This is a genomic window from Streptomyces sp. NPDC034103, from assembly GCF_055575395.1.
In genome coordinates, this window is the sequence record NZ_JBVISS010000008.1 from 276,405 (window position 1) to 290,796 (window position 14,392).

12 protein-coding genes are annotated in these 14,392 nt (G+C 71.7%); 2 read left to right on the forward strand and 10 right to left on the reverse strand.

The features are described from left to right. Positions 1 to 90: 90 nt before the first annotated feature. Positions 91 to 1,611 (forward strand): M1 family metallopeptidase, encoded by a 1,521-nt coding sequence (locus ACZ56U_RS19755; RefSeq protein WP_469085277.1) that lies wholly within the window; start codon positions 91 to 93, stop codon positions 1,609 to 1,611. Between the two features lie 19 nt (positions 1,612 to 1,630). On the opposite strand, the gene ACZ56U_RS19760 is transcribed toward ACZ56U_RS19755, so the two are convergent. From ACZ56U_RS19760 to ACZ56U_RS19780, 5 genes are all read right to left on the reverse strand, one after another. Then, on the reverse strand, positions 1,631 to 2,320 hold the full coding sequence (locus tag ACZ56U_RS19760) for a DUF6766 family protein (RefSeq protein WP_469085278.1): 690 nt from the start codon (positions 2,318 to 2,320) through the stop codon (positions 1,631 to 1,633). A gap of 86 nt (positions 2,321 to 2,406) precedes the next feature. Beyond that, positions 2,407 to 2,820: a hypothetical protein gene (locus tag ACZ56U_RS19765; RefSeq protein WP_469085279.1), complete on the reverse strand. Its 414-nt coding sequence runs from the start codon at positions 2,818 to 2,820 to the stop codon at positions 2,407 to 2,409. Next, complete coding sequence (locus tag ACZ56U_RS19770; protein ID WP_469085280.1) at positions 2,817 to 3,752, reverse strand: PfkB family carbohydrate kinase; 936 nt, start codon at positions 3,750 to 3,752, stop codon at positions 2,817 to 2,819. Before ACZ56U_RS19770 ends, ACZ56U_RS19765 begins: the two co-directional genes overlap by 4 nt. Further along, complete coding sequence (locus ACZ56U_RS19775; RefSeq protein WP_469085281.1) at positions 3,749 to 4,096, reverse strand: macro domain-containing protein; 348 nt, start codon at positions 4,094 to 4,096, stop codon at positions 3,749 to 3,751. Before ACZ56U_RS19775 ends, ACZ56U_RS19770 begins: the two co-directional genes overlap by 4 nt. Positions 4,097 to 4,135: 39 nt before the next feature. Next, a complete protein-coding gene (locus ACZ56U_RS19780; RefSeq protein ID WP_469085282.1) occupies positions 4,136 to 5,602 on the reverse strand; it encodes an amino acid permease in 1,467 nt (488 codons plus the stop codon). A gap of 221 nt (positions 5,603 to 5,823) precedes the next feature. Here ACZ56U_RS19780 and ACZ56U_RS19785 point away from each other — a divergent pair, with 221 nt between their 5' ends. Continuing rightward, positions 5,824 to 6,546: a MerR family transcriptional regulator gene (locus ACZ56U_RS19785; protein ID WP_469085283.1), complete on the forward strand. Its 723-nt coding sequence runs from the start codon at positions 5,824 to 5,826 to the stop codon at positions 6,544 to 6,546. A 43-nt stretch (positions 6,547 to 6,589) separates the two neighbouring features. Here the strand turns inward: ACZ56U_RS19785 and ACZ56U_RS19790 are convergent, their stop codons facing one another. From ACZ56U_RS19790 to ACZ56U_RS19810, 5 genes are all read right to left on the reverse strand, one after another. Beyond that, the gene (locus tag ACZ56U_RS19790; RefSeq protein WP_469085284.1) at positions 6,590 to 8,218 is read right to left on the reverse strand and encodes a thiamine pyrophosphate-binding protein; all 1,629 of its coding nucleotides are present in this window, start codon (positions 8,216 to 8,218) and stop codon (positions 6,590 to 6,592) included. 151 nt (positions 8,219 to 8,369) lie between these two features. After that, positions 8,370 to 10,547: a 3-hydroxyacyl-CoA dehydrogenase NAD-binding domain-containing protein gene (locus ACZ56U_RS19795; protein WP_469085285.1), complete on the reverse strand. Its 2,178-nt coding sequence runs from the start codon at positions 10,545 to 10,547 to the stop codon at positions 8,370 to 8,372. Between the two features lie 43 nt (positions 10,548 to 10,590). Beyond that, on the reverse strand, positions 10,591 to 11,805 hold the full coding sequence (locus ACZ56U_RS19800) for an acetyl-CoA C-acetyltransferase (protein ID WP_469085286.1): 1,215 nt from the start codon (positions 11,803 to 11,805) through the stop codon (positions 10,591 to 10,593). 82 nt (positions 11,806 to 11,887) lie between these two features. Continuing rightward, positions 11,888 to 13,030 (reverse strand): acyl-CoA dehydrogenase family protein, encoded by a 1,143-nt coding sequence (locus ACZ56U_RS19805; RefSeq protein WP_469085287.1) that lies wholly within the window; start codon positions 13,028 to 13,030, stop codon positions 11,888 to 11,890. Continuing rightward, positions 13,027 to 14,169, reverse strand: coding sequence for a CaiB/BaiF CoA transferase family protein (locus tag ACZ56U_RS19810; protein ID WP_469085288.1), 1,143 nt, complete (start codon positions 14,167 to 14,169; stop codon positions 13,027 to 13,029). The genes ACZ56U_RS19805 and ACZ56U_RS19810 overlap by 4 nt, the downstream gene beginning before the upstream one ends. Positions 14,170 to 14,392: the final 223 nt, after the last annotated feature.

Consider the following 14,392-nt stretch of genomic DNA (forward strand, 5'->3'; position numbering starts at 1 on the left):
CGTGTGACGGCTGCCGCCGTGGACACCGCGGGCCCACAGGTGATGAATAGGCTCCGAACAGACTTCGTGCCCCTACGACTTGGAGCTTTCGTGCACCGCAGACTCATCGCGCCCGGCGCACTGGCCGCCGCGTCCGTCCTGCTGGCGATCCCGGCATCGGCCGCGAGCCACTCCCCCGGCGCTCCGGGCATCGGCGACCCCTACTACCCGGCCTACGGCAACGGCGGATACGACGTCTCCCACTACGACCTGCGGCTGAAGTACCAGCCGGCGACCGACGAGTTGGAGGGCACGGCCACCCTGCTCGCCCGCACCACCGAGGACCTGTCGCGCTTCAACCTGGACTTCCTGCTGGACGTCTCCGAGGTCCGGGTCAACGGCGCGAAGGCGTCCTTCGCCACCTCCGGGGAGCATGAGCTGGAGATCACCCCGAGGACACCGCTCGCGAAGGGCACCGCCGTCACCGTCGTCGTCCGCTACAGCGGGGTGCCGTCCTCGAAGGAGGCGTACGGCTTCAACGCCTGGCTGCGCACGCCCGACGGAGGTGTCGCCGCGGGCGAGCCGGAGGGGGCCTGGTGGTGGTTCCCGAGCAACGACCACCCGCTCGACAAGGCGACCTACGACGTGTCGGTACAGGTCCCGAACGGCACCCAGTTCATCTCCAACGGCACGCTCCAGTCGACGACTTCACGCCTGGGCTGGACCCGCTACAACTGGCGCTCCAACAAGCCGCAGGCCACCTACCTCGCCACCTTCGCGGCCGGCCGCTTCGACGTCACCACCGGCACCTCCGAGAGCGGCATTCCGGTCGTCAACGCCTACAGCAAGGACCTCGGCGACAACGCCGGTTCGGCGCGGGCGAGCCTGGAGCGGAGCGGGGAGGTCACCGACTGGCTGAGCGAGTACTTCGGGCCGTATCCCTACAACGCGGTCGGCGGCTATGTGCCCAACACCCCGCAGGTGGGGTACGCGCTCGAGACCCAGACCCGGCCGTTCTACAGCCCCCGGCAGTTCGCGAGCGGTGCGAACGTGTCCGTCGTCGTGCACGAGCTGGCCCACCAGTGGTACGGCGACGACGTGTCGGTCAAGGGCTGGAAGGACATCTGGATCAACGAGGGCTTCGCCCGCTACGCGCAGTGGCTGTGGTCCGAGCACGAGGGCGAGGGCACCGCGCAGGAGATCGCCGACTACGTGTACGCCTCGCGTCCGGCCGACGATCCCTTCTGGACGGCGAAGCCGGGTGACCCGGGGCCGGAGAACCAGTTCCACGCCGCCGTGTACGACCGTGGGGCGCTGACGCTCCAGGCGCTGCGGAACGAGATCGGCGACGAGGCGTTCTTCCGGGTGCTCAAGGGGTGGCCGCAGAAGTACGCGTACGGGAACGCCTCGGTGGCCGACTTCCGGGCGTACGCGGAGGAGGTGTCCGGGCGGTCGCTGTCCGCGCTCTTCGACACCTGGCTGTTCCAGCCGTCGAAGCCGGCCGCCGGTGCGGCGGCGAAGGCGTCCATCGCGAGGTCGTCGGCCGTGCCCGCGCAGCCGAGGTCGTGGAAGAAGATCGCCGCGACGAACGACGTGCACCGGGACGGGCACGAGCACAGGCACGGGCACTAGGAGGAAGGCGGCGGGGTGGTCAGCCCTCGATCCCGGTCGAGGTGTGGGCCGCCCCGACCGGCTTGGACTCCGGCGAGCCGCGCTGGCGCAGGTAGATGGAGAGGACGGCCATGGAGGCGACCGCGAGCAGCTCGGACTGCCAGTTCTGCAGAGTCCGGCTCCAGAAGTCCGCCGAGCCGATGTAGCCGCTCCAGCTCATGGGCGCCTGGAGCCCGCGCAGCTGCTCCTCGTTGTAGGCGGCGACCCCGCTGATCGACTGGGCCAGCCAGGACAGGGCGAACAGGGTGCCCATCACCAGACCGAGCGAGTGCGAGTAGACCCGCCGACGAAGGCCGTCACCCCGCGCCCAGCGCGGCGAGTTCCGATGGGCGTGGCGGCCCACCCGCTGGTCCCCGTCCGACTCCGTCCCGGCTTTGTCCATTTCCTTGGACTCGGGCGAACCCCGCTGGAGAAGCCACACGGTGGCGGTGATGTAGAGGAAGAACTGGAGATACTCGGATTGCCAGTTCTCCGTGACGTCGACGGCGAAATCGGACGACATCAGATATTCGCCGAACCCGACCTGGGCGAGCCCGTCGGCGGCCAGTTGGTTGTTGAAGTCGGCGTGCCCGGCGATCGCCTGGCCCACGAGGGCCAGCAGGAAGGCGACACCGAATCCCAGGCCCAGTCCGTTGTCGCGGAGGAATCCGCGCGTTGTCGTGGTGGTCATCGCTGCATCAGCCCTACGGCGGTGAAGTAGAAGAGGCCGCTGAGGACGATGACCAGACAGAGCGTGAACATGATCCGCACGGCTCCTCACCCTCCCTTGATCACGCACTGGTAGGGCTGACCCGGGCGGGGGGCGCAGCCGGCCGCGACGACCTTCCAGCCGTCCGCGAACCGGGACAGGAACAGCGTGTCCGAGGCGAGGACCACGCGCGCCTGCCGGCCGTGGACGTCGGTGCCGCGGACATCACCGCCGAGGGGTAGGTCCTGGGCGGCGATCGCCTGCTCGCAGGACTTCTTCTCGGACTGCTCCACCTCGCCGCGGGTCTCCGGCGCGAGGGCCGCGCACAGGCCCTCGGCGTCGTGGGAGCGCAGCGCGCGCTCGAACCCGCGGGCGGCCGCGGAGGCCGCCGAGTCACGTTCTCCGACACTGTCACAACCGCCGAGTCCCAGTCCGCAGAGGGACAGGACGGCCAGCGTGCCGATCCAGCGCACCTTTCTCACCCCGCCCGGGTACCCGCATCCCCCGCATCCGAAAGACCGGCCACACGCGTGTGGAGCGCGTCCCGTCCTATCGCGTCCGTCCGCGTCGACGGGACCGTGCAGGCATGGGCGCCGGCCACCGCGCCGTACAGGGCGCACCGAAGCGGGGGCTCGCCGGTCAACCCGCCGTAGAGGAAGGCGGCGGCGAAGGCGTCGCCCGCGCCGTTGGAGTCCACCACCGGGGCGGGCGGCGGGACCGCGGGGATCCGGGTCAGCGCGTCGTCGGCCAGGAGGTAGGCGCCCTCGGCTCCGGCGGTGGCGACGACGATCTCGGCGCGGCCGCGGTCGGTGATCCGGCGCATGGTCCGCTCGGGGTCCCGCAGGGCGGCGGCGGAGAGGAAGACCACGTCGGCGGTGTGGGCGAACGGCTCGTGGTAGGGGTTCTCACCGTCCCAGTCGTGCAGGTCGGTGGAGATGCTCACCCCGGACTCGCGCAGGGCGGGCAGGGCGTGGGCGCAGGGCTGGGTGATCGACACGTGCGCGTGCCGGCTCGTCGCCGCCAGCGCCCGGACCGTCGCCTCGGGCAGCCGGTCGTCCGGGTGCGAGCGGCTGACGTCGTACAGGGAGAGGCGTCGGCCGTCGGGTCCCACGAGGTTGACGGCGCGCTTGGTGCCGGCCGGCTGCGGGACGGCGGTGAGGCCGATGCCCCGCTCCTGGTGCAGGGCGCGGACGAGGTCGCCCTCGGGGTCGTCGCCGAGCATGTCGATGTGGTGGGTGCGCAGGCCGAGGGCGCTCAGGCCCACGGCGACGAAGTCCCCGGTCTGGCCCGCGCGGGTGCGGATACCGGAGTCGATCATGTAACTGTCGGCGTACGGCAGCGGCAGCTCCGGCACGTGGACGATGGTGTCGACGCCCGCGCCGCCCAGGACCAGAACGTCGATGTCCGTGCTCAACTCCGGCCCTCCCCGTGGTCGTGGACCGTGACGGCGATCCCCTGCTCGGTCAGCCGCTCCTGGACGAGCGGTTCGACCCGGGACCACGTGCCTCCGGCCAACCCGCACCCTATCCGTGGCATGTGCACGGAGGCGCCCAGTTCCGTGGCTTTGTCGGCGACCCGGGCGAGGGCCGTGTCGATGGCTTCGTAGCGCACCGGGACGCCCTTGCTGCCGGTGCGGGTCCCGCGCTGGCCGACCATGTCGGCCTCCCGCACGAAGCCCTTGCAGACAGGGGCGATCAGCTTGACGCCCGTCACCGACGGAACGGTGGCGTCACACCGGACGTACGTGATCTCCGACATGACGCCACCGTAGAGGCCGGCACTGACAACCGGCCCGGGCTACTTCGTGAGGTCGGTCAGTTCCCGGTCGGTCGTCGTGGTGACCCGGCGGCGGACGGCGTACCAGCCGGCGACCAGCATCACAGCGATCACCGGGATCAGCAGGAGGGTCTTGCGGCCGACCTCGGGGTCCTTCCCCATCATGCCGAGGCAGGCCAGCAGGAAGGCGATCGTGGTGATCTCCGTGACCGGGCTGAGCGGGAGGCGGAAGGAGGGGCGGGTCAGCAGGCCCGCCCGCGCGCGGCGGACGAAGGCCAGGTGGCAGACCATGATGATCACCCAGGTGGAGATGATGCCGAGGGAGGCCACGTTCAGGACGATCTCGAAGGCCTGGCTGGGCATGAGGTAGTTCAGGCCGACGCCGAGCACGCAGACCGCGCAGGTGAGCAGGATGCCGCCGTAGGGGACCTGGCTGCGGTTCATGCGGGCGGTGAACTTCGGGGCCGAGCCCGCCATCGCCATGGACCGCAGGATGCGGCCCGTGGAGTACAGGCCGGAGTTCAGGGACGACATGGCGGCCGTGAGGACCACCAGGTTCATCACGTCGCCCGCGCCCTCCACACCGATCTTCGACAGGACCGTCACGAACGGGCTCTCGTCGGCCGAGTACACCGAGCCCGGCAGCAGGAGGGCCAGCAGGACCACCGAGCCCACGTAGAACAGACCGACCCGCCACATGATCGAGTTCACCGCGCGCGGGACGACCTTCTCCGGTTCGGCGGTCTCGCCCGCGGCGACCCCGACCAGCTCCAGGGCGGCGTACGCGAAGATCACGCCCTGCATGACCAGGACGACCGGCATCACGCCCTGCGGGAAGACGCCCCCGTGGTCGGTGATCACGCTCAGGCCCGGGGTCTGACCGCCGACCTCGTGCCGGGTGGCCAGCAGGAAGATGCCGACGCACATGAAGGCGACGAGCGTGGCGACCTTGATGATCGCGAACCAGAACTCCATCTCGCCGAAGATCTTCACCGAGATCAGGTTGACCACGAGGACCACCGCCAGGGCGATCAGGGCCAGCACCCACTGCGGGATGTCGGTGAACAGGCTCCAGTAGTGCGTGTAGAGCGCGATCGCGGTGATGTCGGCGATGCCGGTGGTCGACCAGTTCAGGAAGTACATCCAGCCGGCGACGTACGCGCCCTTCTCACCGAGGAACTCGCGCGCGTACGACACGAAGGAGCCGGAGGAGGGGCGGTACAGGACGAGCTCGCCGAGCGCCCGGACCACGAAGAAGGCGAAGACGCCGCAGACCAGGTAGGCGATCGCGAGCGCCGGGCCCGCGTTGTTCAGGCGCCCTCCGGCGCCGAGGAAGAGGCCGGTGCCGATCGCGCCGCCGATGGCGATCATGTTGACGTGGCGGGCCTTGAGGTCCTTGCTGTAACCGGCGTCGCCCGCGTCCGCGGGCGCCTGGGCCGCGAGAGTGGGGGCTGCGGCCTGTGCCGTGTCCACGGCGTCCTTGCTCACGAGTGGTACCGCTCTCTGGTGCGCCCGAGCGGATCGCGCTCGGGTGTCCGGACGTACGTATGGCCTGCGCGCTCGGTGGAGGCACAGACCAAGGAGCCACCTTCCCCCGCACCGGGCCGGTCACGCGGTGGCGGACTTCACACAGCGGGACATCTCACATGATCGGACGGGGGTGGCCCACGAGGTTTCACAGCACTGGTGAGACAGCGATACTGCTGCACATGGCGACCGAACCCCCCGAGACCGACGCGATGGCCCTCACGATCGACGAGCTGGCCGCGCGGGCGGGCGTCACGGTCCGCACGGTCCGCTTCTACGGCACCAAGGGGCTGCTGCCACCGCCGGTGATCGGTCCGCGGCGGGTGGGGCACTACGGACAGGAGCACCTCTCGCGGCTCGCGCTGATCGAGGAGCTCCAGCACCAGGGGATGACCCTGGCCGCGATCGAGCGCTATCTGCGGCAGCTGCCGCCGGACCTGAGCCCGCACGACCTCGCCATCCACCGCGCGGTCGTGGCCTCCTGGGCGCCGGACATCGCTCAGACGGCCACCCGCGCGGAGCTGGACCGGTGGGCGGGCCGGGCGCTGAGCGACGAGGACGTGGAGCGGCTGACGGCCATGAACGTGCTGCGACCGGACGGGGAGACCTTCCGCTTCGACTCGGGACTGCTGCGCCTCGGTGTCCAACTGCTCGACGTACCGCTGTCGTCGGAGTCGATCCTCGCCGCGCGCAACGTCCTGGTGGAGCACTCCCGTGCCGCGGCGCACGAGTTGGCCGAGCTGTTCCGCGGCGAGGTGTCGGAGCGGGACGCGCACGACGTGAAGTCGCTGTCCGCCCATATGCATCCGATCGTCGTGCAGGCGCTGCTGACGACCTTTCAGCGCTCGCTCAAGGAGGAGCTTCGCGAGTGGGTGGCCCCCTCACAAGTGGGCGGTTCCGCCTGACACGTCGAGGCGGGCGGCACGGTGCGCGGCGGCCGGCGGCGGTTCATGGCCGCAGGGGTACGTCGACCAGCAGCGGACCGGTCAAGTCAGCTGCTCCGGAGACCAGTTCGCGCAGGTGCCGGGCGCTGTGGGCACGGACCGCGTCGACGCCGAAGAAACCGGCCGCCCGGGTGAAGTCCAGCGGGCCCAGTTCGGTTCCCGGGCACCTGCCCCGGCCGCCCATCGCCTCGTAGGTGTCCTGGACCGTGCGGTAGGCGCCGTTGCCCATGACGACGAACAGGACGGGGGCGGACTGCCGGGCGGCGCTCCACAGCCCCTGGAGGCCGAACAGGGCGCAGCCGTCGCCGAGTACGGCGACCACGGGGCGCCCGGGTTCGGCGAGGGCACGGCCGACGGCGGCGCCGATCCCCCAGCCGAGGCCGCCGCCGACGGTGTGGGTGTAGCTGCCGGGCCGCTCCAGCCGTACGAGCCGGCGCAGCAACAGGCCCACGGTGATGGCCTCCTCGACGACCGCGGTGCCCGGCGGCAGGCCGTGGGCCACGGCGTGGGCGGCGGCCCGCGGGTCCAGGGGGGCCGCGGAGTAGGCGGCGCGGGCGGCGGACTCGGCACGGTCGCGGGCGGTGCCGTGCCGCTCGCCGGCGCGCAGTGTGCGGCTCTTGGCGGTGTGGGCGGGGACGCGTTCGCGCAGGAGTTCGGCGAGGCGGTCGAGGGAGGGTTCGAGGGCGCCGACCAGTCCGGCCTCGGCGGGGAAGTTGCGGCCGATCTCGTCCGGGTCGGAGTCGAGCTGGACGACGGTGAGGCCGGGCGGCAGTGCGGGGCCGGGGGTGTACTGGTGCGGGGTGAAGGCGTGGGCGCCGGCGATGAGCAGCACGTCGTGCGGGGCGAGGGCGGCGCGGATGGCGTCGTGGCGGGGCGGCAGCATCCCGGCGTACAGGGGGTGCGTGGTCGGGAAGTCGAGGCAGTCGGCCATGGGCTGGTGGTGGACGGTCGCGCCGCAGGCCACCGCCGTACGGACCAGGGCGGCGACCGCGCCCTCGCGGCCGACGCCGTCCCCGGCGACGATGGCGGGGCGGGCGGCGCCGGCGAGCAGGACGGCGGCGTGTTCGATGCCGGGGGCCGGGCCCGGCGGGGGCGTCGGGGTGCGGGCCGGGACCTCGACCTCGGTGTCCTCGGCGAGCAGGTCCGTGGGGACGGACAGGAACACCGGCCCGGCGGGCGGGCGTACGGCGAGGGCGAAGGCCCGGCGTAACGCGAGCGGCAGGTCGTGGGCGTGCTGGATGTCGTAGGCCGCCTTCACGGCGGGGGCCGCGAGGGCGACGAGGTCACCCGAGAGCATCGGGTCCTGCTGGAGGTGGCGGCGGTCCTGCTGGCCGGCGGTCACCACGAGGGGGGTCCGGGAGCGGCGGGCGTTGAGCAGGCCGAGGATCCCGTTGGCCAGGCCTCCGGCCGCGTGCAGGCTGACGAAGGCGGGCCGGCCGGTGGCGCGGGCGTATCCGTCGGCCATGGCGACGACGGCGCCCTCGTGCACGCCGAGGACGTACTCGGGGGCGCCCTCGGTCTCCGACAGCGCGGCCAGGAAGGGCAGTTCGGTCGTTCCGGGGTTCCCGAAGATCCGGTCCACGCCCTCGTCGCGGAGGATGTCCACCAGAGCGAGGGCGGGGCGCGTTCCCATGGGGGCTCCTCGGCGGGGAGGGGGCCGGTTCACAGGCCAGCGTGGGCGTTCCGGACCCGGGGAGCAAGCCCGTGGTGGCGCACGGCGGTACGGGGCGGGGGCAGGCGGGAAGGCCGTCACCCCCGCCGCCCCTGCCCGTACCAGCCCGGCGTCACGCGTCCGCGAACCGCTCCCCCTTCTCCGCCTTCTCCACCAGCAGGGCCGGCGGGGTGAACCGGTCCCCGTACCGCTCGGCCAGCTCACGCGCGCGTGCCACGAAGCCCGGCAGGCCGCCCTCGTAGCCGTTGATGTACTGGAGCACGCCCCCCGTCCAGCCCGGGAAGCCGATGCCGAAGACGGAGCCGATGTTGGCGTCGGCGACGGACGTCAGGACGCCCTCCTCCAGGAGCTTCACCGTGTCGAGGGCCTCGGAGAAGAGCATGCGTTCCTGCATGTCCCGGAAGGGGATCTCCGCGCCCTCGCGGGTGAAGTGCTCACGCAGGCCCGGCCAGAGGCGCGTGCGCCTGCCGCTGTCGTCGTAGTCGTAGAAGCCCGCTCCCCCGCTGCGGCCGGTGCGGCCGAACTCGTCGACCATGCGGTCGATGACGGCCTCCGCGGGGTGCGTGGGCCACACCCCGCCCGCCTCCTCGACGGCTCGCTTGGACTCGTTGCGGATCTTGCGCGGGAGGGTGAGGGTCAACTCGTCCATCAGGGAGAGGACCTTGGCGGGGTAGCCCGCCTGCGCCGCGGCCTGTTCGACGGACGCGGGCTCGATGCCCTCGCCGACCATCGCGACGCCCTCGTTGATGAAGTGGCCGATCACGCGGGAGGTGAAGAAGCCGCGGGAGTCGTTGACGACGATCGGGGTCTTCTTGATCTGGCGGACCAGGTCGAAGGCGCGGGCCAGCGCCTCGTCGCCGGTGCGCTCGCCCCTGATGATCTCCACCAGCGGCATCTTGTCGACCGGCGAGAAGAAGTGCAGCCCGATGAAGTCGGCCTGCCGCTCCACGCCCTCGGCGAGCACGGTGATCGGCAGCGTGGAGGTGTTGGAGCACAGCAGCGCGTCCGGTTCGACGAGGTGCTGGATCTCCTGGAACACCTTGTGCTTGAGCTCCGGGTTCTCGAAGACGGCCTCGATCACCGCGTCGCAGCCCGCCACGTCGGCGGGGTCTGCCGTCGGCCGGATGAGGGCCAGCAGGGCGTCCGCCTTCTCCTGGGTCGTACGGCCCCTGCTGACGGCCTTCGCGCACAGCTTCTCGGAGTACGCCTTGCCCTTGGCCGCCGCCTGCTCCGACACGTCCTTCAGGACCACCTCGATGCCCGCGCGGGCGCACGAGTAGGCGATGCCCGCACCCATCATCCCGGCGCCGAGGACGGCCACCTTGCGGACCGGGCGCGGTGCGATGCCCTGGGGGCGGTTGGCGCCGGAGTTGACGGCCTGGAGGTCGAAGAAGAACGCCTGGATCATGTTCTTCGAGATCTGGCCGGCCGCGAGTTCGACGAAGTAGCGCCCCTCGATGACCTGCGCGGTCTCGAAGTCGACCTGGGCGCCCTCGACCGCCGCGGCGAGGATGTTGCGGGGCGCCGGATAGGGCGCGCCGTTGGTCTGCTTGCGCAGGTTGGCCGGGAAGGCGGGCAGGTTGGCGGCGAACTTGGGGTTCGCGGGGGTGCCGCCGGGGATGCGGTAGCCGGGCCTGTCCCAGGGCTGCTGCGACTCGGGGTTGGCCTCGATGAAGGCGCGGGCCTTGGCGAGGAGCTCGTCCTGGGTGGCGGCCACCTCGTGGATCAGGCCGTTGTCGAGGGCGCGTTGCGGGGAGTACTGGGTGCCCTGGAGGAGGACCTTCAGCAGGGCGTCGGCGATGCCGAGGAGGCGGACCGTACGGGCCACACCGCCGCCGCCCGGAAGCAGGCCGAGTGTGACCTCGGGGCAGCCGATCTTGGAGCCGGGGGCGTCCAGGGCGACGCGGTGGTGGCAGGCGAGGGCGATCTCGTAACCGCCGCCCAGGGCCGCGCCGTTCATCGCCGCGACGACCGGCTTGCCGAGGGTCTCGATGCGGCGGAGGTCGCGCTTGATGGCCATGCCGCCGTCGAACAGCTCCTGCGCGGTCTCCGGCGTCACCCGGATGAGGTCGCGCAGGTCGCCGCCCGCGAAGAAGGTCTTCTTGGCGGAGGTGATGATGACGCCGCGGATGGAGTCCTTCTCGGCCTCCAGGCGGTCGGTGACGTGCGCGAGGGAGTCGCGGAACGCCTGGTTCATGGTGTTCGCGGACTGATGGGGGTCGTCGAGGACGAGCGTGACGACGCCCTCGCGGTCCTGCTCCCAGCGGATGGTCGTGGACTGAGTGCTCATGTGGAGGTGCTCCGTGTGATCCGTCGTGTCCGTCGGGAGGGGGTCAGATGCGCTCGACGATGGTGGCGATGCCCATGCCGCCGCCGACGCAGAGGGTGGCGAGGCCGTAGCGCTTGTCCTGGCGCTCGAGTTCGTCGACGAGCGTGCCGAGGATCATGGCGCCGGTCGCGCCCAGCGGGTGGCCGAGCGCGATCGCGCCGCCGTTGACGTTGACCTTGTCCAGGGACAGGCCCATGTCCTTCACGAAGCGCAGGACCACGGCCGCGAAGGCCTCGTTGATCTCCACCAGGTCGATGTCGTCGATCGACAACCCCGCCTTGGCGAGGGCCTTGCGGGTCGCGGGCGCGGGGCCGGTGAGCATGATGGTCGGCTCGGAGCCGGAGACGGCGGCGGAGACGATCCGCGCGCGCGGGGTGAGGCCGTAGCGCTCGCCGACCTCACGCGAGCCGATGGCCACCAGCGAGGCGCCGTCGACGATGCCGGAGGAGTTGCCCGCGTGGTGGACGTGGTCGATCTTCTCGACCCAGTGGTACTTCTGGAGCGCCACGGCGTCGAAGCCGCCCAGGTCGCCGATGTCCGCGAAGGACGGCTTGAGCCTGGCCAGCGAATCCGCCGTGGTCCCCGGGCGCAGGTGCTCGTCGTGGTCGAGGACGACGAGGCCCGCGCGGTCCTTGACCGGGACGACGGACCGGTCGAAGCGGCCCTCCTTCCAGGCCGTCGCCGCGCGCTCCTGGGACAGCGCCGCGTACTCGTCGACGTCCCGGCGGGAGAAGCCCTCGACCGTGGCGATGAGGTCGGCGCCGATGCCCTGCGGCACGAAGTCGACCGCCAGGTTGGTCATCGGGTCGTTGAACCAGGCCCCGCCGTCCGAGGCCATCGGCACGCGGGACATGGACTCCACGCCGCCCGCGAGGACGAGGTCCTCCCAGCCGGAACGGACCTTGGCGGCGGCCATGTTGACGGCCTCCAGACCCGAGGCACAGAAGCGGTTCTCCTGGACGCCCGCGACGGTGTCCGGCAGTCCGGCGGCCACGGCGGCGATCCGGGCGATGTCGGAGCCCTGGTCGCCGACGGGTCCGACCACGCCGAGCACGATGTCGTCGATGGCCGCCGGGTCCAGGGCGGGGAAGCGGTCGCGGATCTCGTGGATGAGTCCGACGACCAGGTCGATGGGCTTGGTGCCGTGCAGGGCGCCGTTCGCCTTGCCGCGGCCGCGCGGGGTGCGGATCGCGTCGTACACGTACGCTTCGGTGCTCACAAAGACGCCTTTCAACGAGGGTGGGCCGAGCGGGAAGAACCTTCAGCCGAGCGGGAGTGCCTCCAGCCGTGCGGGAAGGCCTTCAGCCGAGCAGGGAACGCCCGATGATCTCCTTCATGATCTCGGTCGTCCCGCCGTAGATGGTCTGGATGCGGCCGTCGGTGAAGGCCCGGGCGACGGGGTACTCGCTCATGTAGCCGTAGCCGCCGTGCAGTTGCAGGCACCGGTCGGCGACCCGTTTCTGGAGTTCGGTCGCCCACCACTTGGCCATGGAGGCGTGGACCGCGTCGAGCTCACCGTTCGAGTGATCCTCGACGCAGCGGTCGAGGAACGTGCGGGTGACGGCGCACTCGGTGGCCATCTCCGCCACCTCGAAGCGGATGTGCTGCTTGGTGGCCAGCGGCCGGCCGAAGGCCTCGCGCTCCTTGACGTACTCCGTGGTGATCTCCAGCAGGTGCTCGGCGGCGGCGATCGCGGAGACGGCGATGCTCAGCCGCTCCTGGGCGAGGTTCGTCATGAGGTGGACGAACGCGCCGTTCAGCTCGCCGAGCAGGTTCTCCTTGGGCACGCGCACGTCGTGGAAGAACAGCTCGGCGGTGTCCTGCGCCTTCTGGCCGATCTTCTCGAGGTTGCGGCCCCGTTCGAAGCCGTCCATGCCGCGCTCGACGACGAGCAGCGACAGGCCGCGCGCGCCGCCCTCGGGGGTGGTCCTGGCGACCACGATCACCAGGTCGGCGAGGATCCCGTTGGAGATGAACGTCTTGGAACCGTTGAGCACCCAGTGGTCGCCGCGGTCCTCGGCGTGGGTGCGGATGCCCTGGAGGTCGGAACCGGCGCCGGGCTCGGTCATGGCGATGGCCGTGATCAGGGTGCCGTCGCAGAAGCCGGGCAGCCAGCGCCGCTTCTGCTCCTCGGTGGCCAGGCCGGTCAGATACGGGCCGATGATGTCGTTGTGCAGCCCGAGGGCGAGTCCGGGCGCCCCCGCGCGCGTGAACTCCTCGGCGAGGACGGCGCTGTAGCGGAAGTCGGCGGTGCCGCCGCCCCCGTACTCCTCGTCCACGGCGAGCCCGAGCAGCCCCTGCTTGCCCGCCGCCCGCCAGGCGTCGCGGGAGACGATGCCGTCCTTCTCCCAGCTCTCGTAGTACGGCAGCACCTCCCTGGCCAGGAAGGCGCGGACCGTCTCGCGGAACGCGTCGTGCTCGGGGGCGAAGATCTGCCGCTTCATGGGGTGTCGAGGCCCTTCAGGAGGTCGGGTACGTCCCAGTCGCGCGCCACGTCGGCGGTGCCGGTGCCGGGCTGTGCCGGTCCGGTGCGCACGCTCGTCGGGGTCGCGGAGAAACGCGGGGCGGGCGCGGGCTGGGTGAGGCCGCCGTGGTCGGTGAAGGTGCCGCGGGCGGCGAGGTGCGGGTGGTGCGGGGCCTCGCGCAGGGACAGCACGGGGGCCACGCACGCGTCCGTGCCGTCGAAGAGGGCCGTCCACTCGTCCCGCGTACGGGACCTGAAGCGGGCGGCGACGGCCTCGCGCAGCTCGCCCCAGCGGGTCCAGTCCGTGCGGGCGTCGGCGTGCTCGGCGAGGTCGAGGAGACGGGTGAACTCGGCGTAGAACTGCGGCTCCAGCGGGCCGACCGCCATGTACCGCCCGTCGGCCGTCTCGTAGGTGCCGTAGTACGGGCAGCCGCCGTCCAGGAGGTTGGCGCCGCGCCGGTCCTGCCAGCCGCCGGCGGCCAGCATGCCGTGGATCATCGCCGAGAGGTGGGCGGTGCCGTCGACGATGGCGGCGTCGACGACCTGGCCGGTGCCGGTGGCGCGCGCGTGGTGCAGGGCGGCGAGGACGCCGACGACGAGGTAGAGGGAGCCGCCCGCGTAGTCGCCGAGGAGGTTGGCGGGGGCGGGCGGGGGCTCGCCGGGGCTGCCGGTCATGCCGAGGGTGCCGGTGAGGGCGATGTAGGTGATGTCGTGGCCGGCGCGCGGGGCGAGCGGGCCGTCCTGGCCCCAGCCGGTCATCCGGCCGTAGACGAGCCTCGGGTTGCGGGCGTGGCAGGCCTCGGGGCCGATGCCGAGCCGCTCGGCGACGCCGGGGCGAAATCCCTCGATCAGGATGTCCGCGCGGGCGGCGAGGTCGAGGACGCGGGCGGGGCCGTCCGGGGCCTTCAGGTCGACGACCACGGAGCGCTTGTTGCGGTTGGTGATGTCGTGCTCGGCCTTGATGGCGAGCCCGGGGCCGCCGGGCCGGTCCACGCGCACCACGTCGGCGCCGAGGTCGGCCAGGAGCATGGCGGCGAACGGGCCCGGCCCGATACCGGCCAGCTCCAGTACGCGCACGCCGGTGAGCGGGCCCTGCCCCGGCGTCGTTGCCGTCGTCATCCAGCCCCCATTGGCGTGACACAACCGATGTAACACCAGTGATGCTAAGAACACGTTCCACCGGACACAAGACCTGAACGCGACGGAACGAGCAAGCGCTTAGGCAATCATTGCGCTCACCGCCCGTCCAGCTCCGGTGTCAGGTGTGTTCGTCCTCCTCACGGTCGCCGCCGGCGCCGGCGGCGACCGGGCGTCATGGTCGAGCCACGAGGGCGCGCGCCCT

What these genes read in the sequence shown, in the direction of transcription:
- ACZ56U_RS19805 (WP_469085287.1), bottom strand. Translation starts at nt 13,030, where the DNA reads ATGAAGCGGCAGATCTTCGCCCCCGAGCACGACGCGTTCCGCGAGACG.
- ACZ56U_RS19795 (WP_469085285.1), bottom strand. Translation starts at nt 10,547, where the DNA reads ATGAGCACTCAGTCCACGACCATCCGCTGGGAGCAGGACCGCGAGGGC.
- ACZ56U_RS19810 (WP_469085288.1), bottom strand. Translation starts at nt 14,169, where the DNA reads ATGACGACGGCAACGACGCCGGGGCAGGGCCCGCTCACCGGCGTGCGC.
- ACZ56U_RS19790 (WP_469085284.1), bottom strand. Translation starts at nt 8,218, where the DNA reads ATGGGAACGCGCCCCGCCCTCGCTCTGGTGGACATCCTCCGCGACGAG.
- ACZ56U_RS19775 (WP_469085281.1), bottom strand. Translation starts at nt 4,096, where the DNA reads ATGTCGGAGATCACGTACGTCCGGTGTGACGCCACCGTTCCGTCGGTG.
- ACZ56U_RS19785 (WP_469085283.1), top strand. Translation starts at nt 5,824, where the DNA reads ATGGCGACCGAACCCCCCGAGACCGACGCGATGGCCCTCACGATCGAC.
- ACZ56U_RS19760 (WP_469085278.1), bottom strand. Translation starts at nt 2,320, where the DNA reads ATGACCACCACGACAACGCGCGGATTCCTCCGCGACAACGGACTGGGC.